At 69.0% G+C, this 23994-nt stretch carries 18 protein-coding genes; 7 read left to right on the top strand and 11 right to left on the bottom strand.

All coding sequences use genetic code 11. The annotated features are described in order from the left end of the window. Positions 1–32: 32 nt before the first annotated feature. Together U4Z64_RS08580 and ftrA are read right to left on the bottom strand one after the other, a co-directional pair. Positions 33–776 carry a hypothetical protein gene (locus U4Z64_RS08580; protein ID WP_044847917.1) on the bottom strand — a complete coding sequence of 248 codons (744 nt, stop codon included), beginning with the start codon at positions 774–776 and terminating at the stop codon, positions 33–35. A 149-nt stretch (positions 777–925) separates the two neighbouring features. Then, a complete protein-coding gene (gene ftrA, locus U4Z64_RS08575) occupies positions 926–1900 on the bottom strand; it encodes a transcriptional regulator FtrA (RefSeq protein WP_044847916.1) in 975 nt (324 codons plus the stop codon). A gap of 111 nt (positions 1901–2011) precedes the next feature. On the opposite strand from ftrA, the gene U4Z64_RS08570 reads away from it, so the two are divergent. Continuing rightward, positions 2012–2431 carry a rhodanese-like domain-containing protein gene (locus tag U4Z64_RS08570; RefSeq protein ID WP_321819693.1) on the top strand — a complete coding sequence of 140 codons (420 nt, stop codon included), beginning with the start codon at positions 2012–2014 and terminating at the stop codon, positions 2429–2431. Positions 2432–2521: 90 nt separating this feature from the next. Continuing rightward, positions 2522–2848: a superinfection immunity protein gene (locus U4Z64_RS08565; RefSeq protein ID WP_044847914.1), complete on the top strand. Its 327-nt coding sequence runs from the start codon at positions 2522–2524 to the stop codon at positions 2846–2848. 18 nt (positions 2849–2866) lie between these two features. Here the strand turns inward: U4Z64_RS08565 and U4Z64_RS08560 are convergent, their stop codons facing one another. The 5 genes from U4Z64_RS08560 to U4Z64_RS08540 form a co-directional block, all read right to left on the bottom strand. Further along, complete coding sequence (locus U4Z64_RS08560) at positions 2867–4042, bottom strand: cytochrome P450 (RefSeq protein WP_321819692.1); 1176 nt, start codon at positions 4040–4042, stop codon at positions 2867–2869. 145 nt (positions 4043–4187) lie between these two features. Next, a complete protein-coding gene (locus U4Z64_RS08555) occupies positions 4188–4454 on the bottom strand; it encodes a YodC family protein (RefSeq protein ID WP_044847912.1) in 267 nt (88 codons plus the stop codon). A 334-nt stretch (positions 4455–4788) separates the two neighbouring features. After that, positions 4789–5649: an isocitrate lyase/phosphoenolpyruvate mutase family protein gene (locus U4Z64_RS08550; protein ID WP_321819691.1), complete on the bottom strand. Its 861-nt coding sequence runs from the start codon at positions 5647–5649 to the stop codon at positions 4789–4791. Between the two features lie 216 nt (positions 5650–5865). Further along, positions 5866–6726 carry a MurR/RpiR family transcriptional regulator gene (locus U4Z64_RS08545; RefSeq protein WP_044847909.1) on the bottom strand — a complete coding sequence of 287 codons (861 nt, stop codon included), beginning with the start codon at positions 6724–6726 and terminating at the stop codon, positions 5866–5868. Positions 6727–6789: 63 nt separating this feature from the next. Continuing rightward, on the bottom strand, positions 6790–7143 hold the full coding sequence (locus U4Z64_RS08540) for a NirD/YgiW/YdeI family stress tolerance protein (protein ID WP_321819690.1): 354 nt from the start codon (positions 7141–7143) through the stop codon (positions 6790–6792). Between the two features lie 226 nt (positions 7144–7369). Between U4Z64_RS08540 and U4Z64_RS08535 the strand changes: the two genes are divergently transcribed. From U4Z64_RS08535 to U4Z64_RS08520, 3 genes are all read left to right on the top strand, one after another. After that, on the top strand, positions 7370–8032 hold the full coding sequence (locus U4Z64_RS08535; protein WP_044847907.1) for a response regulator: 663 nt from the start codon (positions 7370–7372) through the stop codon (positions 8030–8032). Next, positions 8029–9405, top strand: a complete 1377-nt coding sequence (locus U4Z64_RS08530) for an ATP-binding protein (RefSeq protein WP_321819689.1) — start codon at positions 8029–8031, stop codon at positions 9403–9405. Before U4Z64_RS08535 ends, U4Z64_RS08530 begins: the two co-directional genes overlap by 4 nt. 859 nt (positions 9406–10264) lie before the next feature. Beyond that, positions 10265–10465, top strand: a complete 201-nt coding sequence (locus tag U4Z64_RS08520) for a membrane protein (protein WP_044847905.1) — start codon at positions 10265–10267, stop codon at positions 10463–10465. Positions 10466–10985: 520 nt separating this feature from the next. Here the strand turns inward: U4Z64_RS08520 and blaPEN-bcc are convergent. Continuing rightward, on the bottom strand, positions 10986–11879 hold the full coding sequence (gene blaPEN-bcc / locus U4Z64_RS08515) for a PEN family class A beta-lactamase, Bcc-type (RefSeq protein WP_321819688.1): 894 nt from the start codon (positions 11877–11879) through the stop codon (positions 10986–10988). 116 nt (positions 11880–11995) lie between these two features. On the opposite strand from blaPEN-bcc, the gene penR reads away from it, so the two are divergent. Next, positions 11996–12886: a beta-lactamase transcriptional regulator PenR gene (gene penR, locus U4Z64_RS08510; RefSeq protein ID WP_044847903.1), complete on the top strand. Its 891-nt coding sequence runs from the start codon at positions 11996–11998 to the stop codon at positions 12884–12886. A 494-nt stretch (positions 12887–13380) separates the two neighbouring features. Here penR and U4Z64_RS08505 read toward each other — a convergent pair whose 3' ends face one another. The 3 genes from U4Z64_RS08505 to U4Z64_RS08495 all read right to left on the bottom strand — a co-directional run bounded on the left by U4Z64_RS08505 (position 13381) and on the right by U4Z64_RS08495 (position 23219). Continuing rightward, positions 13381–13635: a hypothetical protein gene (locus tag U4Z64_RS08505; protein ID WP_044847902.1), complete on the bottom strand. Its 255-nt coding sequence runs from the start codon at positions 13633–13635 to the stop codon at positions 13381–13383. Positions 13636–13736: 101 nt separating this feature from the next. Beyond that, positions 13737–15962, bottom strand: a complete 2226-nt coding sequence (locus U4Z64_RS08500) for an amylo-alpha-1,6-glucosidase (protein WP_044847901.1) — start codon at positions 15960–15962, stop codon at positions 13737–13739. 156 nt (positions 15963–16118) lie between these two features. Next, entirely contained in the window at positions 16119–23219 is a 7101-nt protein-coding gene (locus tag U4Z64_RS08495) for an autotransporter-associated beta strand repeat-containing protein (RefSeq protein ID WP_321819687.1), read from the bottom strand. Here U4Z64_RS08495 and U4Z64_RS08490 point away from each other — a divergent pair. Next, positions 23212–23430: a hypothetical protein gene (locus U4Z64_RS08490; RefSeq protein WP_135801009.1), complete on the top strand. Its 219-nt coding sequence runs from the start codon at positions 23212–23214 to the stop codon at positions 23428–23430. The genes U4Z64_RS08495 and U4Z64_RS08490 overlap by 8 nt on opposite strands. The last annotated feature ends 564 nt before the right edge of the window (positions 23431–23994 follow it).

Genomic DNA, 23994 nt, shown 5'->3' with positions numbered 1-23994 from the left:
GCAGGCGTCGCGACGCGCGATGAACCGGCCGGTCATGCCGGCAACTGATTAACCCACGCGGCAAGCTGCGCTTCGCCTTCTTCGTCGAGCTTGCCCTTCAGTTCCCCGTACCACGGCGCGATCGCGTCGGCCGGCTGCGTGGCCTTCAGGATCTCGAGACTGTTCTCGAGGAACGACGAAAAGAACGGAATGCCGCGCATGTAGAGGAAGGTCGAATCGGTGATCCGCACGTGGCCGTACACGTCGCGCACCCACGCGAGATGCGGCAGCGCCTCGCGCAGGTGGCCGCCTTGCATCAGCGCCGAAATGAAGTTCACGCGCGCCGCGACGTCGGACTGCTCGTGCGTGTCGTGATTGACCTCGGCGGCCTTCTGCATCCACGCTTCGCCGCGCTCCACTTCGTCGCACATCACCGACGTCGTCGCGAGCTGCACCGCGTTGTGCGCGCTCGGCTCATGGTCGAACAGCGCGAGCCAGTACGGAAACGCTTCCGGGTAACGCTTCATCGCCGAGTATGAAAGCGCGCAGAGGCGCGCCGCATCGGCCAGCCGCTCCGCGTGCGGCGCGGCGGCCGCGATCGCGGCCTCGTGCCGGCCGGCCTGGAATGCCCTCAGCGCGGGCGCGAGTTCCGGCGCGATGTCCGGGCCGCCTTGTTCGTTCGTATCGTCGGATCCTTCCGTTGCTTCCGACGCTCCGCCTGCGTCGTGCGCGGAACGCGCAGGCGCTGCCGCTTCGTCACGTGTTTTCTTTCCGAACAGCTTGCCCAGCAGGCCCATGATGATTGTCCTTGTCGTTGTCGTTGCGAGCGGGAATGGCGGCGCCGCATCTACGGTCGCCGCACGGCGATCGCCATCTTACGCGTGCTCGAAGTCGACAAGAAGCAAACGACGGACTGATTCCGCCGCTGCGCGGAAAGACGCACCACTCACGCGTCCGTGGACCTCACACCGCGATCCATCCCGCGCCGGTACGCAGCCGGGCTCGTCGCCGCGACGCGCCGGAAATGCCGGCGCAACGACTCCTCGGAACCGAACCCCGCGCGCGCGGCAATCTGCGCGAGCGACAGCCCGGGATGCGCTTCGAGCATGTCCTTCGCGACGTTCACGCGCTCGCGGATCAGCCATGCGAGCGGCGACATCCCCGTTGCATCCGCGAACTGCCGCTGCAGCGTGCGCGTGCTCATCGCGGCCTGCGCGGCCAGCGACGCGAGCGTGTGCGGCTCGGCCGCGTGCGCGCGCATCCAGTCGATCAGCTTAGCGAGCCGGTCGCTGCCGCCCGGCGCGACCGGGCGCGGCACGAACTGCGCCTGGCCGCCGTCGCGATGCGGCGGCAGCACGAGGCGCTGCGCGACGCGGTTCGCGATCGCGCCGCCATGATCGCGGCGCACGAGATGCAGCAGCATGTCGAGCCCCGCCGCCGAGCCGGCCGACGTGACGATCTGCCCTTCGTCGACGTACAGCGCATCGGGATTCACGCGCAGCGCCGGATAGCGCGCCTGCAGGCGCTCGGCGTAGCGCCAGTGCGTCGTCACGGTGAGCCCGTCGAGCACGCCGGCCGCCGCGAGCACGAACACGCCCGAGCAGATCGAACAGAGCCGCGCGCCGCGGCGATGCGCGGCACGCAGCTTCTTCAGCAGCGGCTCCGGCGGCAGCTCGTCCGGATCGCGCCAGCCGGGAATCACGATGGTGTCCGCGCGATCGAGCATCGCGAGCCGGTACGGCGCGGCGACCGTGATGCCGCCCGCCGCGCGCACGGGCCCGGGCTCGCTCGCGCAGACCGCGAAGCGATACCAGTCGACGCCGAGTTCCGGGCGTTCGAGCGCGAACAGTTCGACCACGCAGCCGAACTCGAAGGTGCAGAGGCGATCGTAGGCGAGCGCGACGACGAGATGATTGTGCATGGCGCGATGTTACCGGAACTTGTCGATCGCGCCACTGCCGCGACGGCCGCCGAACCGCGATACTGCCCTTCATTCCGGCGCATCCCGCGCCGTCCTTCAGGAGCGCCTTTCATGTCATACGTCACCGACGTCCCCGCCGCCGACAGCGCCACCGCCCTTGCGCACTTCGAAGCATCGCTGCGCTTCGAGACCGATTGCTGGGACGTCCACGATGCACTTGCGTCCGGCGCGCCGGATTTCGTGCTGCTCGACGTCCGGGGTCCGGAGCAGTTCGCCGCCGGCCACGTGCCCGGCGCGCACAACCTGCCGCACCGCAAGATCGTCGCCGGCAAGCTCGCCGAACATCCGGCCGACACGCTGTTCGTCGTCTACTGCGCGGGCCCGCACTGCAACGGCGCCGCGCGCGCGGCGATCCGGCTCGCGCGCCTCGGCCGCCCGGTGAAGCTGATGATCGGCGGCGTCACGGGCTGGCTCGACGAAGGTTTCGCGTTGAGCAACGAAGTGCGGCCGGAGGGCGTCGCCATGCGCTGATCGTTATTGAAAACGCAACAATCAATTGCCGGCACACGAACGGAAAAAGCGCGACAATCAGCCTCATTGCAGTTCGGACGGAGCAGCAACATGGAACACACAGTCCTGATTCAGGTGGCCGGTTCGGTCGCAGCGATCGCGCTCTATTTTCTTCCGGCCATCGTCGCCGATCGGCGCAGCCGGCACGACAAGCTGACGATCGCGATGTTCAACGCGCTGTTCGCGTGGACGGGCATCGGCTGGCTGATGACGCTGTACTGGGCATGCCAGCCGAACCCGCAGACCGACGTCGCGCAAACCATCCTCGCGAAGCGCCGCGGCATCAGCATGCGGACCTTCTCGACCGGTCTCGTCGAACGCGTGCAACGCCGCGTCGCCGCCCAGCAACAATGGGCCGAGAAGCAAGGTTGCCGCTAGGCAGTCCCGCCGTTCCGCTTACCTCGCCACGCCGAACTTCGGCATCCTGACATTGGTCGAGGCCCGGTAGTCCCACACCAGCCTGTCGCGCGGCGCGTCACCGCCCGCGCGCAACCACGCCCCGAACGCCCCCGCCGTGACCGCCCGCGCGATCCGCTCGCCCGGACAGCCGTGCGGCCCCGTGCCGAACCCGAAGTTCGGCCCCGGCGCGCGGCCCGGCAGCAATCGGTGCGGCTCGCGATGCACGGCCGGATCGCGGTTCGCCGCCGCAAGCACGACCAGGATCGCCGCACCGGCATCGACGGTCACGCCGTCGATCGTCGTGCGCGCCGCGACGAAGCGGCGCGTGTTCTGCACCGGCGCATCGAATCGGCCGACCTCGGCGACGAATGCGTCGAGGGCGGCCGTATCCGGCATCGCGCGTTCGCCGTCCGTGTCGTCCGTGCCGTCCCATGCGACCAGCACGTTGCCGAGCCACGCGGCCGTCGCCTCGCACGTCTGCGACAGCAACCCGACCAGATTCGCGACCAGCGCGCCGCTCGCGTGCCAGCCCGCGGCGCCGGCCGCCTGCTGAACCGCGGCGACGAGTGAACCGTCCTGGGCCCGTGTGCGCGCGACGCGTTCCGTCATGCGGTCGAGCAGTTGCCGCGCGGCTTCGCTCGCGCGGGCCAGCGCGGCGTCGTCCGACAGCGGCGACAGCGCGGCGACGAAGTCGACGACCAGCGCGGCGATATCGTCGAGTTGCGCGCTGTCGAAGCCGAGCAGATCGGCGACCGCGCAAACGGGCACCGTCAGGCACCACGCGTTCAATGCATCGGCGTCATACGGCGCGCGCAGCCGGCTGCCGGCGAGTTGGGCGGCCCGTTCGCGCAACGCGTTCGCATCGATCGGCGCGAACGCCGCGCGCAGCGCCTGCTTCGGCACGTCGTGCCGCAATGCGCCGTCGTTCATGCGCACCAGTTCGCCGAACAGCGCACCCGCCGTCGACCCGCGCAACGCGGGCGGTACCGGCGCATCGAGCGGCCTGACGCGGCACGCCGGGTGGCCGAGCACGGCCGTCACGCTCGCCGCCCGGCTCGCGACCCACAGGCCGAGCGAGGCGTCGAACGCAAGCGGCGGCCCGTCGACGAGCGTCGCGTAATACGGGTAGGGATCGCGGTGCGTGACCGCGGCAATCGGATGGGTCGGGTTCATGCGTGCAGTATCGGCGCGCCGGGCCGCCGCATGTTTCGGGTTGACGTGAAATGTCGTGGATGTCGTCGGCATGCCGGCACGGCGGGCCACGGCGATGCGGCAACCTGCGGCCGGCAAGCGGCGCGGTGCCGCGGCGGGCGCGGCGTCAGGCTGCCGACCGGTAACGGTGCCCCTGCATGCGCACGCGGACACGCCCGGCGGAAATCGCGCGCGGTTCGGGCACCACCGTTTCGTGATGAAACATTTCCTGCCGGAAGTGGCCGCTGTCGTCGAACCACTGGCAGATCAGCCAGTCGGCATCGTCGAACACGACCGGCCCCGCGTAGGTGACGGTCATGCGCGGCCCGCCAGTTTTCAGCGTCACGACATCGCCGACGCGAACGCCACTGCGGTGATTTTCTCGGATTGTCATCGCTCTCTCGATTTTTTATATATTCATTTTCCGGCTGCCCGCTGGCAGGTCATTCGGATATGCGGGAGATTACCAATCCGATAAATAACCGGCAACTCCCGAATACGAAAAAAACAGCGACCGGAAAATCGCAACAATATGCGGCACCGGTTCGCGTGGCGGGCGGCTGACGCCAGAACCGGCGCGGCTTGCGTGCCGGTTCCGGTCGCACCGCCGGAATACGGAGAATAATCGATGGTTTTCGCGCCGTCATCGAACTTCAAATCGGCAGTGGTTTCGATTGATTACCGTCAATCAGCTTTCGGTTGGAAACGTTCCCACGTTTCACCGGCCCTTATTGTTCGAACTGAACGGGCGAATTGTCCGGCGCCGAAAACCAGCGATTGAGGTCGCGCCCCGGCACCGCCGCCTGCGTGAACGTGAACGTGCCGTCGCGCGCCATTTCCGTCGCGGCGCGCAGGAACGCGCCGAATGCGGCCCGCGCCAGCGCGCCGCCGACGCTGACGCGCTTCACGCCGAGCGCCGCGAGCGCCTCGAGGCTCAGCAACCCGCCCTGCAGCCCCATCACGACGTTGACCGGCGCGCCGACCGCGCGCGTGAGCGCCGCGATCTCGTCGGGATCGGTCACGCCCGGTGCGTACAGCACGTCGGCGCCCGCGTCACGGTACGCGACCAGCCGCGCGATCGTGTCGGCCAGGTCGTGGCGGCCGTGCAGGTAGTTTTCGCAGCGCGCGGTCAGCGTGAACGGAAACGGCAGCGCGCGCGCCGCGTCGACCGCCGCCGCGATGCGCTCGACCGCCGCGTCGTACGGATAGATCGGTGCATCGGCGCGGCCGGTCGCATCCTCGATCGAGCCGCCCACCGCGCCGGCGCCGGCCGCCAGGCGGATCGTCTCGGCGACCGTGTCGGGTGCGTCGCCGAAGCCGTTCTCGAGATCGGCGCTGACCGGCAGGCCGCCCGCCGCGACGATCTCGGCGATGTGGGCGAGCATTTCGTCACGGCCGATCGCGTTGTCGGGCCGCCCTCTCGAAAACGCGAAACCGGCGCTCGTGGTGGCGAGCGATTCGAAGCCGGCCATCGCGAGCAGCCGGGCGGACCCGGCATCCCACGGGTTCGGGATGATGAAGGCGCCGGGGCGCGCGTGCAGCGCGCGGAAGGTTTCGGCCTGGCGGAACTGCACGTTGGAATCGGACATTGACGTCTCCTCGGAATGGAGACGTCAGCATACGCGCGCGCGGTGCCGCGACGGTTCAGGTCGCGATGAAATATCGATGCGGATGTCAGGGCCCGGCGCGGCGCGGTGTGCGGCCGGTCGCGTCGCCGGCGTCGGTCACGTCGTAGGTGAACGTCATCGGTTACGTCGGATCAAGGAGAAAACGGGAGCGGAAGAAAGGCGGAGCCGCGCGTGCGGCTACACGACATACGCGCCCTTCGCATGCAGTTCCGCTTCCGTGCGCTCGAGCGCCGTGATCGCATCGCTGCCTTCGAGCGCCAGCAACTGCGCGACCAGCGCCTCGGCCATCGCATGCGCGGCGACCAGCGACGGAAAGAACGACGGGCTGTCGTGCGTGAAGATCAGCTGCGCGTCCGCATGCAGCGCGATCGGCGACACCGCGCTGTCGGTGATCGCGACGATCCTGCTGCCCTGCGCTTTCGCCGCCTGCGCGACGCGCGTCGCTTCCGCCGAATACGGCGCGAAACTGATGATCACGGTCACGCTCTGCTTCGCGATCGTGCGCAACTCCATCTCGAGCGAGCCGGCGACACCGTTGAGCAACGACACGGTCGGCCGGAACAGCCGGTAGCCGTACACGAAACCGAACGCAACCGGATAGCACGACCGGAACCCCGCGACATGCACGTGCGACGCCTTGCGGATCAGCTTCGCGGCGTCCGCGAGCGCGTGCCCGTTTTGTGCGGCGGTGGCGGCAAGATTGTGCTGCTGTGCGGCGAGCAGGTCGTGCGCGAGCGACGCCTTCGCGTCGGGCCGCACGAGCGAACGCGCACGCTGCGTGAGCGGCTCGGGACGCGTGCGCACGCGCGCGACGCACAGGTCGCGCAGCTCGTTCCAGCCGGGGAAACCGAATTGCTGCGCGAGCCGCACGAGCGATGCGGGTTGAACCTGCGCGCGCTGCGCGACCTTGCGCATCGACGAGGTGGCGACCTCGTCGGGATGATCGAGCAGAAATGCAGCGCCCGCCTGGAATTGCGGGCTCAGTTCGGAAAATTGCGCCCGGATCCGGGACGCGAGTTCATCGAAATTGGCAGCCATCTTGGTGAGAACGGGAACCGGTCGTCCATGGTATCACCGGCCCCGTATGCACCGGTGCACCGGTCAGTGCAGCACTTCCACGTGATCGGCGTCGACCTTCACCTTGCCCGACCACTTGCGCTCGAACTCGCCGGTCAGCTTCACTTCGTTCTTGTCGCTGACGGGCTGGCCGGCCGCCCACAGCTTGTGGTCGATCTCGACGCGGATCGTGCCCGTCGCATCGGCGAACTCGTAGTCCTCGCCGCCGGCATGCTTGACGATGCGCCCCTGCAACTGCACGTGCTGGTCGTCCTTGCCGTTCGCGAGCAGTTCCTTCACGGTCGTCGTGGTCAGCGCGGACGGCCCCGTGTATTGCGCGTAGACGGCGGCGGGCAGCACGGCAAGCGCGACCGCCAGGATTCTCGTCAGGTGTTTCATGATCTCGTTCCTCCATTTTTTCGAGTGCGCCGCGCTCCGTTGAACGCGACGGCCCCAGATTACGGACCGTAAGATTAAGCAAAGCTGAAGACCGTGCGCCGCGGCATGCCGTCGCAACGTTCCGGTGCGCGAACGCACGCAGGCGCCCGTGTTTAAGCTCGGCCTAAGACACCTGCGCTTATCATGGGAACCCCGGGCGCCCGCGCCCGCCAACAGACACGAATCCATGCGCGTACTGCTCGTCGAGGACGATCCGCTGATCGGCAGCGGGCTCGAACAGGGCCTCAAACAGGAAGGCTTCGCGGTCGACTGGGTCAAGGACGGCGACGCCGCGACGCTCGCGCTGCGCTCGACCGGCTACGGCCTGCTGCTGCTCGACCTCGGGCTGCCGAACCGCGACGGCCTGTCGGTGCTCGCGTCGCTGCGCCGCCGCGACGAAACCCTGCCCGCGATCATCATCACCGCGCGCGACGGCGTGCCGGACCGCATCGCCGGCCTCGACAGCGGTGCCGACGACTACCTCGTCAAGCCGTTCGTGCTCGAGGAACTGCTCGCCCGCATTCGTGCGGTCAACCGCCGCCACGCAGGGCGCGCGCAGACGACGCTCGCGATCGGCCCGCTGCGGCTCGATCCGGTCAAGCACCTGGTCTGGCTCAACGACGAAGAAGTCACGCTGTCGCCGAAGGAGTTCGTGCTGCTGCACGAACTGATGCGCGACCCCGGCGCCGTGATCTCGCGCGAACAGTTCGAGGAACGGTTGTACAGCTGGGGCGAGGAAATCGAGAGCAACGCGGTGCAGGTACACATCCACAACCTGCGCAAGAAACTCGGCCACGACATGATCCGCACGGTGCGCGGCGTCGGCTACCGGATCGGTGACGCCGCATGATGCGTCTGCAACACGCGATCGCGCGCTGGCGCAGCGCATCGCTGCGGCGGCGCCTGTTGACGTGGCTGCTGCCGGCCGCGTGCGTGATCGGGCTGGTCGCAAGCGCGGGCACCTACTGGGGCGCACTGCGCGAGCTCGACGATCTCCTCGACGACCAGATGCGCAGCATGTCGAAGCAGATCGTCGTCGGCCCGAACGGCGAACTGTCGTTCAGCAACCATCGCGACGGCAAGCACGAATTCGAGGCCGGTGACCCCGACGCCGTGCTGCTGCAGGTCTGGCGCAACGGCACGCTGGTGTATTCGACCGATCGCAAGTCCGCGCTGCCGCCGCCCGCGCAGACGGGCATCGGCAGCGTCGACGTCGGCGGCCAGCCGTGGCGCACCTACGTGACCGAACGCGGCGGCACGACGATCCGGCTCGCGCAGGCGCGCCATGCGCGCTGGGAAGCGATCGCGGGCATCGCGGTGCACCTGCTGTGGCCGGTGTTCTCGATGCTGCCGGTGCTCGCGATCGGGCTGTGGTTCGGCATCGGCGCGGGGCTGCGGCCGCTGCGCACGATCGCGGCCGGCCTGAAGCGCAGGAATGCGAACAATCTCGAGCCGGTCGACGTCGCGTCGATGCCGAACGAAGTCCGCCCGCTCGCCGAAGCGATCAACGACCTGCTCGCGCGGCTCGACCGTTCGTTCACGCTGCAGCGGCACTTCATCGCCGATGCCGCGCACGAATTGCGCACGCCGATCATGGGGCTGTCGATCCAGTCGCAATTGCTGCGGCGCGCGTCGACGGCCGACGAACGCGAGCAGATCCTCGCGCAAATCCATGCCGGCACGACACGCCTCGGCCACCTCGCCGAACAATTGCTGACGCTCGCGCGCCTCGAACCCGACGCGCAGGCGTCCGCCGCGGCCTCCGCGCCCGTCGATCTCGCCGCGCTGTGCCGCTCGGTGGTCGCCGAGCGCACGCGCGTCGCGGATGCGCACCGCATCGACCTCGGCGCGATCGTGTCGTCGCCGGTGATGGCCGCCGGCAACATCGACACGTTGCGCGTGCTGCTGAACAACCTCGTCGACAACGCGATCCGCTACGCAGGCGCAGGCGCGCGCGTCGACGTGTCCGCGCGTCTCGATGGCGCAACGCCCGTACTCGAAGTCGCCGACGACGGCCCCGGCATTCCGGAAGCCGAGCGCACGGACGTGTGGGAGCGCTTCTATCGCGGCGAAGGCGCGCAGGCGGTCACGTCGTCGGGCAGCGGGCTCGGGCTGTCGATCGTCAAGCGGATCGCCGAACAGCATCGCGCAACCGTCGCGCTCGGCACGACGCAAGGCGGGCGCGGGCTGACCGTGACGGTGCGCTTTCCGGCGCCAGCCTGACACACGCCCGACGGGCCGCTTTTCCACAGATTGTGTTGGCAAGCTTGTGGACAACCGGCCGCTAACGGCAGCAAACCATTGATCCGAAAGGGTTTGGCGCTCGTGCGCAGCGAATGCGCCAACCCGCGCCGAGCAGGCGCTCGCCTCGACGCGACATCGCGTACCGATCCCTTCCCTCCGAGTCGTCGCCGCACTACTTGCAGGGGCGCCCAATGCCACATTTCAAATCGATGGACCCGAACTTCCCGATCCGGCAACAGCTCGGCGTCGACGCGCAACCCGTCGTGCTCCTCAACGTCTTCACGGTGGATCCGGCAGACGAGGCGGTTTGCACGATGTGCCGCGCCGCGCGATCGCCACGCGGACTTCTCCACAGAAAATGTTGGCAAGCTTGTGGATATCCTGCGCACCGCAACGCTAAGCCGTTGATCCGACGGACTTTGGCACGCGTGATGCAGACGCGGCGCGCGCCGGGCCGTCACACGCGCCGGTTCGCCGCACTTCGCATCACGATGCCACGTCGATGCCCCAATGATGTGCGATGCGATCGTCGCAGCACTTACCCACAGATTTTGTTGGCAAGCTTGTGGATATCCTGCGCACGCATCGGCTAACCCGTTGATCGGCCAATGATTCATGCGCCGCGTCACCGTTGCGGCAGCACGCGGTTCGCCCGCGCGCGCAGACGGACGATCCGGCGCAACAGCGGCACCCTGCCCGCCGCTTGACGCCCGCACCTGCCACGCGTCACGATCACACGAGCCGCACGCGCCACGCATCGCGAGACTTCACGCAGCGGCACCACGGTGCCGGCCGTTGCGCCCGCATCGGACAACGACACATCATTCCGAGGAAGACTATGGAACACTTCACCGCAGGGCAGTTGATCGTCTCGCTCGTGCTCGTCGCGATCGTCGTCTATCCGTATGTCCGCATCGTTCGGCGTACCGGGCATTCAGGCTGGTGGATCCTGACGATGTTCGTCCCGGTCCTGAACTTCATCATGCTGTGGGTGTTCGCGTTCGCGCGCTGGCCCTCGGTCGACGATCGGCATGGCTGAACATCGGGCGGGCTTGTCCACAGATTGTGTTGGCAAGCATGTGGATAGCCTGCGCATACCGCGATCAAGCGCTTGATCCGTAAGACTTTGTCCGCGCCGCTTCGAATCGGGCACGCGGCCACGCGATGTGCCGTTCACGCATCGTCGCGCGACGCGACGGACCGCATGTCGCGCGCGCCACGCCGCTTGTCCACAGATTGTGTTGGCAAGCGTGTGGATAGCCTGCGCATACCACGCACAAGCGCTTGATCCGAAAGGTTTTGTCCGTGTCGCTTCGAACCCGGCAGGCAAGCCTGACGCACGCCGGCGCCGCGCCCGCTGCGCGATGAACGCGGCCGCGCGCGGGCTTGTCCACAATTTTTGTTGGCAAGGATGTGGATATCCTGAGCATGCGTCATCTAAGTCGTTGATCGCACAACGTTTCGACATGCCGGTCACGACTGCGGCACCGCGTGCATTCATCGACACATCGCTTCATCGTTCCGTGCATTCATCGATGAACGCACGCCGCGCCGCCCGCTCACGCGAACGTCGCGACCGCGATACGCGCGGCGGCCGCGATCACGTCGTCCTTCGCCTTCGCATCGGCACGCGTCTGCGTGTAATACACGGCGATCACGATCGGTGCGCGCGACGGCGGCCAGATCACGCCCGCGTCGTTCGTCGTCCCGTAGTCGCCGGTGCCGGTCTTGTCGGCCACCTGCCACCCGGCCGGCACGCCCGCGCGGATCCGCTTGTCGCCGACCTTGTTGCCGCGCAGCCACGCGACGAGCTGCGCACGCTGCGCGGGCGGCAGCGCGTCGCCGAGCGTGAGCAGGCGCAGGCTCGCGGCCATCGCGGCCGGCGTCGTGGTGTCGCGCGGGTCGCCCGGCAACGCGGTGTTCAGTTCGGTCTCCCAGCGATCGAGCCGGAACGTGTCGTCGCCGATCGAACGTGCAAACGCGGTCACCGCCGCCGGCCCGCCGATTAGCTTCATCGCCAGGTTCGCGGCCGAGTTGTCGCTGTACTGGATCGCCGCCTCGCACAACTCGGCGACGGTCATCCCGGTGCCGACATGCTTGCCCGACACCGGCGAGTAGTTCACGAGATCGGACTGCGCAACGGCCACGCGCTGCTGCAGCAGCCCCGGGCGCTCGACGCTCTGCGCGAGCACCGCCGCACTCAGCATCGCCTTGAACGTGCTGCAGAACGGGAAGCGCTCGTCCGCGCGATGCTGCACGCGCCGGCCGCCCGCGGTGTCGATCGCGCACACGCCGAGACGGCCGCCCGCCGCGCGCTCGAGCGCGGCAAACGACGTCGCGGACGAAACGTCCTGCGCGGCAGCCGGCGGCGACGCGCACGCGCTGACGGTCAGGACGAGCGGCGCCGTCGCGGCGGCCAGCAGCAGGGTTCGACGTTGCGATGAGTAGGTCATGGAGTGTCTCTCGTGGTGGAGTGGAGGCAGAACGGCCGGCCGGCGAGACAGCACTATCGTGACTTTACGGTTGCCTGACAAGCAACGATAATTGAGCGCTGACAAAAGAAATTCTTATGACGAAGCTCCGCCCTCATCTTCCGCTCAATGCATTGCGCGCGTTCGAATCGTCGGCGCGCCACCTGAACTTCACGCGCGCCGGCCTCGAGCTGAGCGTGACCCAGGCGGCCGTGAGCCAGCAGGTGCGCTCGCTCGAGGAGCGGCTCGGCTGTGCGCTGTTCACCCGCTTGCCGCGCGGCCTCGGGCTCACTGACGAAGGGCGCGCGCTGTTGCCGGTGCTCAGCGACGCATTCAGCCGGATCGAAACCGTGCTCAAGCAGTTCGACGGCGGGCGCTTCCACGAAGTGCTGACGCTCGGCGCGGTCGGCACCTTTGCCATAGGCTGGCTAATGCCACGGCTGAAGCGCTTCGGCGACACGCACCCGTTCGTCGAGCTGCGGCTGCGGACCCACAACAACGTCGTCGACCTCGCGGCCGAGGGTCTCGATTTCGCGATCCGCTTCGGGGAAGGCAACTGGCCGGCGACGCGCAACGAGCGGCTGCTCGACGCCCCGCTCACCGCGCTGTGCGCGCCGGAGATCGCGCGGCGCCTCGCGCGGCCGGCCGATCTCGCGAACGAAACGCTGCTGCGCTCGTACCGCACCGACGAATGGCTCGGCTGGTTCGATGCCGCGCCGCTCGAACCGTGGGCGGTGAACGGGCCCGTGTTCGATTCGTCGCGGCTGATGGTCGAGGCCGCGATGCAGGGCGCCGGCATCGCGCTCGCGCCAGCCTGCATGTTCGCGCGCGAACTGCAGCTCGGCCTGCTCGCGCGGCCGTTCGACATCGATGTGCGCGCGGGCGGCTACTGGCTCACGTCGCTGAAGTCGAAGCCGCTCTCGCCGGCGATGACGCTGTTTCGCGACTGGATCGTCGCGGAGGCGGCCGACACTGCGCCGGTCGAATGATGCGGCCCGGCTTGTCCACAGATTGTGTTGGCAAGGATGTGGATATCCTGGGTACCCGAGGCCTAACCCGTTGATCGCGCACGAATTATCGCGCCGACGCGCGCAGCGGGCAGCCCGTGCGCAAAGGCTTCGACGCCGCGGCCGCCGCGCGCCGGATCGTCAACCATCAGGAAGCAATCACGTCAGACTTATCCACAGATTTTGTTGGCAAGCCTGTGGATATTCCGCCAATGTGACGCGTAACATCCTGATACAAAAGGGGATTCAGTAGATCGGGCCAGACAGGTCAATGACGCGTCATCGTGTGCGGGCTCGCGGCGCCGCTTGCGCGGCCGGTCGGGGGCCGGCCGGTTCTCCACAGATTGTGTTGGCAAGCTTGTGGATATCCTGCGCACCGGCCGGCTAACTCATTGAGCGCACGGGGTTTTGTGCGCGCCGTGCAGGATTGGGCAGCGCCGGCGCGGGCCACGCGGCCGACGCCGGCTACCGCTTCGTCAATGCCGGTCGAGCCCGCGGCGCAATTCGCTCGCCTTGTCGCGCAGCGCCTCGTACCCGGAGCGCGCATGTTCGGGCAGGTCGGGATCGCCGATCAGCGCGCCGAGCGTTTCGATCAGGCTGAACAGGATGCCCTTCGCCGCGCCAGCCGCGATGCTCTGCGACTCGATCGACTTGTGCAGGTGGTCGACCGCCGCTTCCAGGTTCTCGAGCTTCTTCTGCTCGCCGTCGTCGGGCCGGTTGTCGGTCGTCATCGTAGGTGCCTCCGCCATCGTTCAAGGGTCATGTCACGATTCTATGCCGCTGCGTGCGGACGTGGCACGACATCGCGCAACGTCCGTGCAGCCGCATTGCGCTACAGCACCGCGACCACCTTCACCCGCCCCGGCTGCTCCGCCGACGCGATCACCTGGCCGTCGACGCGCCGGAACGTCAGCGATACCGTTTCGTCGCCGACGCGCAGTTCGTCGATGCGCAGCCAGTCGACACCTTCGGGCAGCGCCGGGCGCTCGACCCGCACCTCGTGGCGCGCCGCGTCGACGCTCACGCCGAGACACGCCTGCAGCATCATGAACGGCGCACCGGCCGCCCACGCCTGCGGCAGGCACGCGACCGGATAGGCGGTCGGCGGCTCGCCGCGCCGGCGCGGGAACCCGCAGAACAGCTCCGGCAGCCGCATCTCGAAGCTGACCGCGGCTTCGAACAGCGCGCGCAGCAGGTTCACCGCGGCCGTCTTGTCGCCGTAGCGCGCGAGCCCGCGCGCGATCAGCGCATTGTCGTGCGGCCACACCGAGCCGTTGTGATAGGCCATCGGGTTGAAGCGCGGCTGGCCGGCCGCGAGCGTGCGCACGCCCCAACCCGTCTGGAACAGCGTCGAGCCGAGCACGCCGGCGACCGCCGCGCCGCGCTCGGCGTCGGGCAGGCCGAACGCGAGCAGATGGCCCGCGTTCGACGCCAGCACGCGGCACAGGTCGCCGTGACCGTCGAGCGCGATCCCGTAGAACTGGCCTTCCGGCATCCAGAACAGCGTCTCGACCTGGTCGCGCAGCGCCTTCGCGCGCAGCGCATAGCGTGTCGCGTCGGCCGCGTGGCCGCGCCGGTGCGAGCACATCGACATCGCATCGAGCGCCGCGCACGCATACGCCTGCACTTCGACGAGCGCGATCGGGCCGTCGGGAAAACGGCCGTCCGCGTGAAACACCGAATCGTGGCTGTCCTTCCAGCCCTGGTTCGCGAGACCGCGCTCCGACGTGCGCTGGTAGTCGAGCAGACCGTACGGATTGCGGTCGCACTTGTCGATCACCCACTGCGCGGCGCGCTCGAGCGCGGGCCACAGCTCGTCGATCAGCGCATCGTCGCCGGTGTGTTCGACGTACGCGCCCGCGAGCACGATGAACAGCGGGGTCGTGTCGACGCCGCCGTAATAGAGCGCGAACGGCACCTCGCCCGTCGCGGCCATTTCGCTGCGGCGGAATTCGTGCATGATCTTGCCGGGCTCCGCATCGCGAAACGCGGACGTCTCGCGCGCCTGGTGCTCCGCGAGAAAGCGCAGCACGCCGCGCGCGAGCGACGGCTGCAGCCACAGCATCTGCAGCGACGTGATCACCGCGTCGCGGCCGAACGGCGTCGAGAACCACGGAATGCCCGCATACGGATACGGCCCGGTATCGAGCTGCGTCGTGAGCAGCCCGAGATCCGCGAGCGAGCGGTCGAGCCACGCATCGAACAGCGGATTGCCGGTGTGCACGCGCGCCATCGACTCGCGGCGCGAGCGCATCTCGCGATGCACGCCGACGAGCGCGGTGCGCAGCGCGACGCGCCCGCATCCCGGGCCTTCACCGTCGTGCGCGCGGCCGAGCGTCGCGTCGACGGTCAGGTAGATCGACACGCACGCCTGCGCGGCGATCGTCAGCGTGTAATCGGCACGATCGACCGACAACGCGTCGGGCGCCGGCGAGAAATGCACGGTCACGTTGCGCTCGACCTTGTCGAGGCCGTCGTAGCGAAGCCGCACCGCACCGCCGTCGACGCGCGGCGCAACCACCGTGCCGCGCTTCGGGCGCGGCGTGCCGCGCACTTCGAACATGTCCTTGAAATCCGCCGCGAACGACAGCGACAGCGGCACCTCGGCCTCGCTCGCGCCGTAGTTGGTCAGCGTCAGCGCTTCGTACAGCACGTCGCCCGCGAGCACGCGCATCCGTTCGATGTGGATCACGCCCTCGGGCGTCTCGCGACCGCCGAGCGGCGGCAGCGGGCGGTTCGTCAGGTGCGCGGTGAACGACGCGTTGTCCGCGCTCGTCGCGCCCGACAGCAGCGACGGCGCGCGGCCGCCGAACGTCAGGCGCCAGGTCGACAGCACGCGCATGTCGTCGACGAACAGGCCGTCGTCGTGGCCGCCGACGTCGCCGAGCGCGTCGCTGACGACGAACGCGTCGCCGGATTTCAGCACGTACTGGTTGTTGCGTGCGAGCGCCTGCGGATCGGCTTCGGGCGCGATGAATGCGGGGCCTGTCGCCTGGGTCGGGGGGACGGGCGCGACTTGCGGCGCCTGCGTCGTGGTGGCTTCGGCGTGATTCGGCATCGATGCTCCTGTGTCGAGGCGCAACGCGCGGCGCGCGTCGCGTGTTTCGCACAGGATAGGCCAGAACGGGGGACGCGCGCAGCGCCGAAAAAGACGCGACCCCGATGCGGGCATTGCCGTCGCATCGGGATCGCGCACAGGCACCTCAGGCGCCGGTCAGAACTTCCACAGGATGTTGCCGAGCACCGCGTTGTCGCGCACGCCGCTGCCGTACTGGCCGCTGAACGTGAGACCGAGCGTCAGGCGCTTCGTGATGGTCGCGTCGATGCCCGCTTCGAGCACCGCGCTGTCGCGCGCGATCGGCACGCCCGACACCTGGAACGACGTGCCGCCGTTCGCGAACGTGAACGCCGACGACGGCCGCACGTTGCCGAACGCATGCCGCCAGCCGACCGTCCCGCGCGCGGTGAACGTGCCGCTCGCGAGCGTGCCGAGCTGCGAGGCCGCGCGCACGCCGAGCGTCGAGAAACCGACGTGGGTCGTCTGGCCGCCGGCCTGCAGCGCGGCCGCGCCGCCGGTTTCCGTATAGCCGTCGGTATGCAGGTTCACGTAGGCAAGACCCGCGAACGGTTCGAGCGCGACCGGCCCGACCGGCAGCGCATAGCCGACTTCACCGAACACCTGCTCGGAATGCGCGTTGTAGCCGGCCGAATCGTGATCGGAGAAGCCCGCGAAGCCCGGATTGCGGTCGCTGTTGATGCGGTACCACGTGTACGACGCGCCGCCGCGCACGCCGAGCGCGCCGTACTGCGCGCCGCCGTACAGCGACAGGTAGTAGCTGTTGACCGACGCCGACGCGCTCTGGTCGTTGTCGAGCGAGCTGTGCGTGACGCCCGCGGCGAGACCGGCACGCCACTGGTCGTTGAGCGCCATGTCGGCACCGGCGATGAAGCCCGTCATGCTGCGGTTGATGGTCGACGCGTTGCCGTCGCCCGCGAGCCGGCTGCGGCCGCCGAACGCCTGCCCCCAGACCACCGGCTGATACGGCGTGCCGCCGTAGCAACCTGCGCGCGAACCGATCCGGCGTTCCGGCGGCAGCGTCGGATCGGTCGCGCCGGCCGTGTTGTCGCCGCACAGCGCGGCACCGCCCGACGACAGCGCGGCGAGCGGCCCGGCTCCGGGCGCGAGGCCCTGGCGCACGCGATCGGTCACGGCTTCGCGCACGTAGCGGCTGTCGAGCAGCAGCATGCTCTTCAGGCTCGCCTGCAGTTCCCCGTCGAGCATCCCGTAGGCCCGCCGCGCGGTGGCCGCATCGGTCGTCAGCACCGTGTCGTACAGCGGGTTGCCCGCGCCGAGCCCACCGATCGCGGTCGCGACCGCGCGCTGGTTCGGCGTCGCCGCGACATCGGGCAGCGCCGTGCCGTTCGCGACGAGCTGCAGGTACACGTGGTCCGGATCGTAGCTGAGCGTCGGCATCAGGAACGCGTAGTTCGAATTCACCTGGCTGAACGTGCCCTGCACGCCCGCCGATGCGCTGAGGATCGTGTACTTCGTGGTCGGCTGGTAGCTGGCCTGGTTCGCGAGCACCTGCACGGTGCCGCCGTTCAGCGTGGCCGTGCCGCCCGCCGCGATGCTGCCGGCCTGCTGCGGCGTCACCGCGACCTGCAGCGTCGAGCCCGGCTGGAACGTGACGTTGCCGGCCACGTTCAGCGCCGCGCCCGGCTGCGACGCGGCCGCGAACGCGCCGCCCTGCACGACGAAGCCGCCAACCGTGCCGGTGCCCGTCAGCGTCGCGCCGTTCTGCACGGTCACGGTCGACTGGCCGAGCGAACCGTCGACCGCGAGCGTACCCGCCGCGACGGTGGTCGGGCCGCTCAGCGTACTGGTACCGGTCAGCGTCAGTTGCCCGCTGCCGGCCTGGGTCAGCGAACCGGTGCCGGACAGCACGCTCGCGAGCGTCACGTTGGCGGACTGGTTGAAGATCAGCGCGCCGTTGTCGACGACATTGCCGACCACGCTGCCCGACGTGCCGCCGTTGCCGAGCTGCAGCGTGCCGCCCGATGCGATCGTCGTGCCGCCCGTATAGGTGTTGCTGCCGGTCAGCGTCTGAATGCCGGTGCCCGCGACCGTCAGGCCGCCGGTGCCGCCGACCGTCCCGCCGAACGTGCTGGCGCCGCTGCCGCTCAGCGCCAGCGCGTTCGCGCCGAGGTTCACGGTGCTGCCGGCCGCGCCCGACAGCGCGCCGATCGTCTGCGCACCCGCTGCGCCGCTCACGTCGAACGTCGCACCCGCGCCGGCGAGGTTCACCGCGCCCGTCGACGCGAGGCTGCCGCCCGCGCCGAGCGCGAGCGTGCTGCCGCCGTTGATCGTCGTGCCGCCGGTGTAGGTGTTCGCGCCCGTCAGCGTCTGCGTGCCGCTGCCCGCGAGCGTCACGCCGCCGCTGCCGCCGATCGTCCCGCCGAACGTGCTGGCGCCGCTACCGCTCAGCGCGAGGGCGTTCGCGCCGAGGTTTACGGTGCTGCCCGCCGCGCCCGACAGCGCGCCGATCGTCTGCCCGCCCGTTGCGCCGCTGAGATCGAACGTCGCGCCCGCGCCGGCCAGATTCACCGCGCCGCTCGCCGCGAGGCTGCCGCCCGAACCGAGCGCGAGCGTGCTGCCGCCGTTGATCGTCGTGCCGCCGGTATACGTATTCGCGCCCGTCAGTGTCTGCGTGCCGGTGCCCGCGAGCGTCACGCTGCCGGTGCCGCCGATCGCGCCGCCGAACGTGCCGTTGCCGCTGCCGTTCAGCGTCAGCACATTCGCGCCGAGGTTCACGTTCGTGCCGGCCGCGCCGGTCAGCGTGCCGAGCGTCTGCGCGCCTGCGGCGCCGCTCAGGTCGAACGTCGCGCCCGTGCCGGCCAGGTTCACCGTGCTGCCCGCGGCGAGGCTGCCGCCCGCGCCGAGCGCGAGCGTGCTGCCGCCGTTGATCGTCGTGCCGCCGGTGTACGTGTTCGCCCCCGTCAGCGTCTGCGTGCCGACGCCCGCGACCGTCACGCCGCCGCTGCCGCCGATCGTCCCGCCGAATGTACCGGCGGTGCTGCCGTTCAGCGTCAGCGCGTTGCCGCCGAGGTTCACGCTCGTACCCGCCGCGCCGGTCAGCGTGCCGATCGTCTGCGCGCCCGTTGCGCCGCTCAGGTCGAATGTCGCGCCCGTGCCGGCCAGGTTCACCGCGCCGCTCGACGCAAGGCTGCCGCCCGCGCCCAGCGCCAGCGTGCCGCCGTTGATCGTCGTGCCGCCGGTGTACGTGTTCGCGCCCGTCAGCGTCTGCGTACCGGTGCCGGCCAGCGTCAGGCTGCCGGTGCCGCCGATCGCACCGCCGAAGGTGTTGCTGCCGTTGCCGCTCAGCGTCAGCGCAGTCGCGCCGAGATTCACGTTCGTGCCGGCCGCGCCGGTCAGCGCGCCGATCGTCTGCGCACCGGACGCGCCGCCCAGGTCGAACGTCGCGCCCGTGCCGGCCAGATTCACCGTGCCGCTCGCCGCGAGGCTGCCGCCCGCGCCCAGCGCCAGCGTGCTGCCGCCGTTGATCGTCGTGCCGCCCGTATACGTGTTCGCGCCGGACAGCGTCTGCGTGCCGGTACCCGCGAGCGTCAGCCCGCCGGTGCCGCCGATCACGCCGCTGAACGTGCCGCTGGCGGTTCCGCCCAGCGTCAGCGCGTTGCCGCCGAGGCTCACGTTCGTGCCGGCCACGCCCGACAGCGCACCGAGCGTCTGCGCACCCGACGCGCCGCTCAGGTCGAGCGCCGCGCCCGCGTTCGCGAGGTTCATCGTGCCGGTCGATGCGAGGCTGCCTCCCGCGCCGATCGCGAGCGTGCCCGCATTGATCGTCGTGCCGCCCGTGTAGGTGTTCGCGCCCGTCAGCGTGGTCGTCGCCGCGCCGTTCTTCACGAGCGCGCCCGTACCGGTAATCGCGCCGCCCAATCCGAGCGCGTTGCTGCCGCCGAGCGTGAGCGTCGAGCCCGCGCCGAGACCGATTGCATTCGCCACTGTCAGGTTCGTGTTCGTATCGAGTGTCGCCGAACCGCCGACATTCAGCGCGCCGGTGCCGAGTGCCGCGGCGTTGCCGAGCACCAGTCCGCCACTATTGAGGTTCGTGCCGCCCGAATAAGTGCTCGCGCCGTTCAGCGTCTGCGTACCGGTGCCGGCCAGCGTCAGGCTGCCGGTGCCGCCGATCGCGCCGCTGTACGTGCCGCTCGCGGTTCCGCCTAGCGTCAGCGCGTTCGCGCCGAGATTCAGGCTCGTGCCGGTCACGCCCGACAGCGCGCCGAGCGTTTGCGCACCCGACGCATTGCTCAGGTCGAGCGTCGCGCCCGCGTTCGCGAGATTCATCGCGCCGGTCGCCGCCAGGCTGCCGCCCGCGCCGATCGCCAGCGTGCCGGCATTGATCGTCGTGCCGCCCGTGTAGGTGTTCGCGCCCGTCAGCGTGGTCGTCGCCGCGCCGTTCTTCACGAGCGCGCCCGTACCGGTAATCGCGCCGCCCAATCCGAGCGCGTTGCTGCCGCCGAGCGTGAGCGCCGCACCCGTGCCGAGATCGATCGCGTTGGCGACCGACAGGCTCGTATTCGTATCGAGCGTCGCCGCACCGCCGACGGTCAGCGTGCCGGTGCCCAGCGCCGCGGCGTTGCCGAGCACCAGTCCGCCACTATTGAGGTTCGTGCCGCCCGAATAAGTGCTCGCGCCGTTCAGCGTCTGCGTGCCGGTGCCATCCAGCGTCAGGCTGCCGGCGCCGCCGATTACGCCGCTGAAGGTGCCGCTGGCCGTTCCGCCCAGCGTCAGCGCGTTCGCGCCGAGATTCACGTTCGTGCCGGCCACGCCCGACAGCGCGCCGAGCGTTTGCGCGCCCGACGCATTGCTCAGGTCGAGCGCCGCGCCCGCGTTCGCGAGATTCATCGTGCCGGTCGCCGCCAGGCTGCCGCCCGCGCCGATCGCCAGCGTGCCGGCATTGATCGTCGTGCCGCCCGTGTAGGTGTTCGCGCCCGTCAGTGTCACCGTCGCCGCGCCGTTCTTCACGAGCGCGCCGGCGCCGGAAATCACGCCGCCCAGCGCGAGCGCATTGCTGCCGCCGAGCGTGAGTGCCGTGGCCGTGCCGAGATCGATCGCGTTGGCGACCGACAGGCTCGTATTCGCATCGAGCGTCGCCGCGCCGCCGACGGTCAGCGTGCCGGTGCCGAGCGCCGCGGCGTTGCCAAGCACGAGGGTGCCGGCGTTCAGCGTCGTGCCGCCCGTGTAATTGTTCGCGCCGCTCAGCGTCAGCGCCGCCGCGCCGTTCTTCACGAGCCCCCCGCCGCCGGAGATCGTCCCGCCGAGCCCTAGATCGGTGCTGCCGCCCAGCGTCAGCGTCGTGCCGGTGGCGACGTTGATGCCGTTCGCGAGCGACACGTTGGTGGTCGCATCGAGCGTCGACGAGCCGTTGACGTTCACCGCGCCGGAGCCCAGCGCCGTGTTGCTGCCGACGACGAGGTTGCCGCCGTTCAGGTTCGTGCCGCCGGAGTAGACGTTCGTGCCGGTCAGCGATTGCGTCCCGGGGCCGGACAGCGTCACGCTGCCCGAGCCGCCGATCGTGCCCGCGTAGGTCGCGTTGATGGTGCCGTTGAGCGTCAGCGAATTGCTGCCGAGGTCCACGTTCGTGCCGGCCGCGCCCGCCAGCGCTCCGATCGTCTGCGCGCCCGACGCGCCGCTCAGGTCGAACGTCGCGCCCGCGCCGGTCAGGTTCACCGTGCCGGTCGCCGCGAGGCTGCCGGCGCCGCTCAGTGCGAGCGTGCCGCTGTTGATCGTCGTGTCGCCCGTGTAGGTGTTCGCGGCCGTCAGCGTGGCCGTCGCGGCGCCGTTCTTCACGAGGCCGCCGTTTCCGCTGATCGTGCCGGACAGCCCGAGGCTGTTGCTGCCGCCGAGCGTCAGCGTCGCGCTGTTGTTGAGATTGATCGCATTGTCGAGCGTGACGTTCGCGCTCGTGTCGAGCAACGCCGACGCATTGACGTTCACCGCGCCGGTGCCGAGCGCCCCGTTGTTGCCGACCACGAGGTTGCCGCCGTTCAGGTTCGTGCCGCCCGTATAGGTATTGGCACCCGACAGCGCCAGCGTGCCGCCGTCGTTCTTCGTCAGCGCGCCGCTGCCCGACACCGTGCCCGACAGCGTGAGCCCGGTCGCGCCCTGCACCGTCAGGCCGGTGCCGAGCGTCACGTTGTTCGACACGTTGAGCCCCGCCGTGCCCGCCTGCAGCGCGCCGCCGTTGGCCGTGATCGTGCCGGTGCCGAGCGACGCGTTGTCGTTGATGATCGCGACGCCGCCGCTCGACAGCGTCGCGTCCTGCACGGTCGACGCGCCGTTGATCGTCCAGTTGCCGCTCGCGACGTCGAGGTGATTGAAGTTGACGTAGTTACTGATCGCGATCGTGCCGTTCGCGGAGGTGCCCTGCTGGAGGTTCAGCGTGTTGTTGCCGCCCGCGCCGCCGTCGACGATCCCCGTCGCCGCCACGTTGAGCGTGTTCGGGCCGACCGTGATGTTGAACGCGCCGCCGGTGCCGCCCGCCGCGTTGACCGACGAGCCCGTCACCGCGTTGAACGTGTTGGTGCTGTTCGCGCCCATCGACACGCTGCCGTTGATCGTGCCCGAGTTGGTGAACGTGTTGCCGCCCCCGGGCGTGCCGTTCGTGGCGAGCGACACGCGGCCGTTGATCGTGCCGCTGTTCGTCATGTTGACCGTGCCGCCGCCGTATGCGGCGACCACCGGCGCATCCGCGCCGGACAGCGTCGCGCCGACCAGCGGGTTCGAACCGATCGTGCCGGTGTTGTTGATGGTCGACGTGCCGCCGGTGCCGTTCTGGACCGACAGCGCCATGCCGGTCACGCCGCTGATCGCGACCCCGGTCGAGCCGAGCATCGTGCCGTTGTTGGTGACGGTGGTATTGCTCGCCGACGCATTGCCGAGCACCGCGCCGCTCGACAGCACGCCGAGCCCCGAGCCGAGCGCGGACGGGTCGATCGTGCCGTTGTTGGTCAGCGTGTTGTTGTTGCCGGTCAGCGACATCGCGGTGCCGCCGACGCCGAGCAGCACGCCGACGCTCGCGCCGGGATTGACGGTGACGTTCAGGTTGTTGGCGCTGTTTGCATAGCTCGGCGCCAGCGGATTCGCGACGCCCGAGCAGGTGACGGTGGTGCCTGCCGTGCTGCAGGTCGCGTACGCGGGAACGATGCCCGCGCCGGACAAGGCCAGGAAGACGCCCGTCGGCAACAGGAATTTCGGAAACGGCTCTCCGCTCTTCTTCGAATGCGCAATGTTCATGCTTCCCCTCGTGCTCGGCATGGCCGGTGAATCGATCCGGCGGCGGCGGAAAATCCGGGACGCAAGCGTGCCCTCCGGCGGTCGCGGAACGACGTCGGTCTATTCGTGGATGAACTGCGGGTTAATCGATTCTCGTTTGCGAGTGCAAACTCAACCGGACGACATGATCGTGGCCCCTTGTTCTTATGCAGCGACTTTCTGGTTGATTTGATTACCGCCCTGCTTTTTGTCAGACAAGGCTATATCAAATAAACAGGGTTTTCCAGTCGATGTTTGGTTATCGGAGCGAGGTCGATGGAATACGTATTTTTTACTCGTTAGATTGCGTGAAACGACCGGATTAAAAGGGTATTTCGGTCATTCCGTCATGCCAGGAAAAGTTACCTGTACCACGAGATCAGTAAAAACACTGATAATTCATACTAATCGCCGGCCGGGTTTTCGCGACTCAATTTAAATGATGACGGCGGCAGTCGGCGCAAATAATCCGAACCCATTTTATTTAAAGAATTGAAAGCATGGATTTTCAACACACTTGCAGAGTGCCTTCGAATTCGGCGCACATGATCCCGCCGCCTTGAAATGAAAAATGAAAGCCGCAAGGTCAATTGCCCCCCGGCCACGCGGCCCCACTTGAAACGCAGGTTCAAAGGTGTCGGACTTCAGGAGAAGCGTGCCGCCGGCTTGCACGGCACGCGGCCCGGCATGCTGCCACGGCCGGCTCGCGCATGGCCAGGCACTGCGGTCGACACGGCGTGTCGAGCGTGTCCGGAGC

Source organism: Burkholderia sp. BCC1996 (genome assembly GCF_905339955.1).
Lineage (GTDB): Bacteria > Pseudomonadota > Gammaproteobacteria > Burkholderiales > Burkholderiaceae > Burkholderia.
The sequence above is the reverse complement of the archived record's forward strand: the minus strand, read 5'-3'. Positions and strand labels throughout refer to the sequence as shown.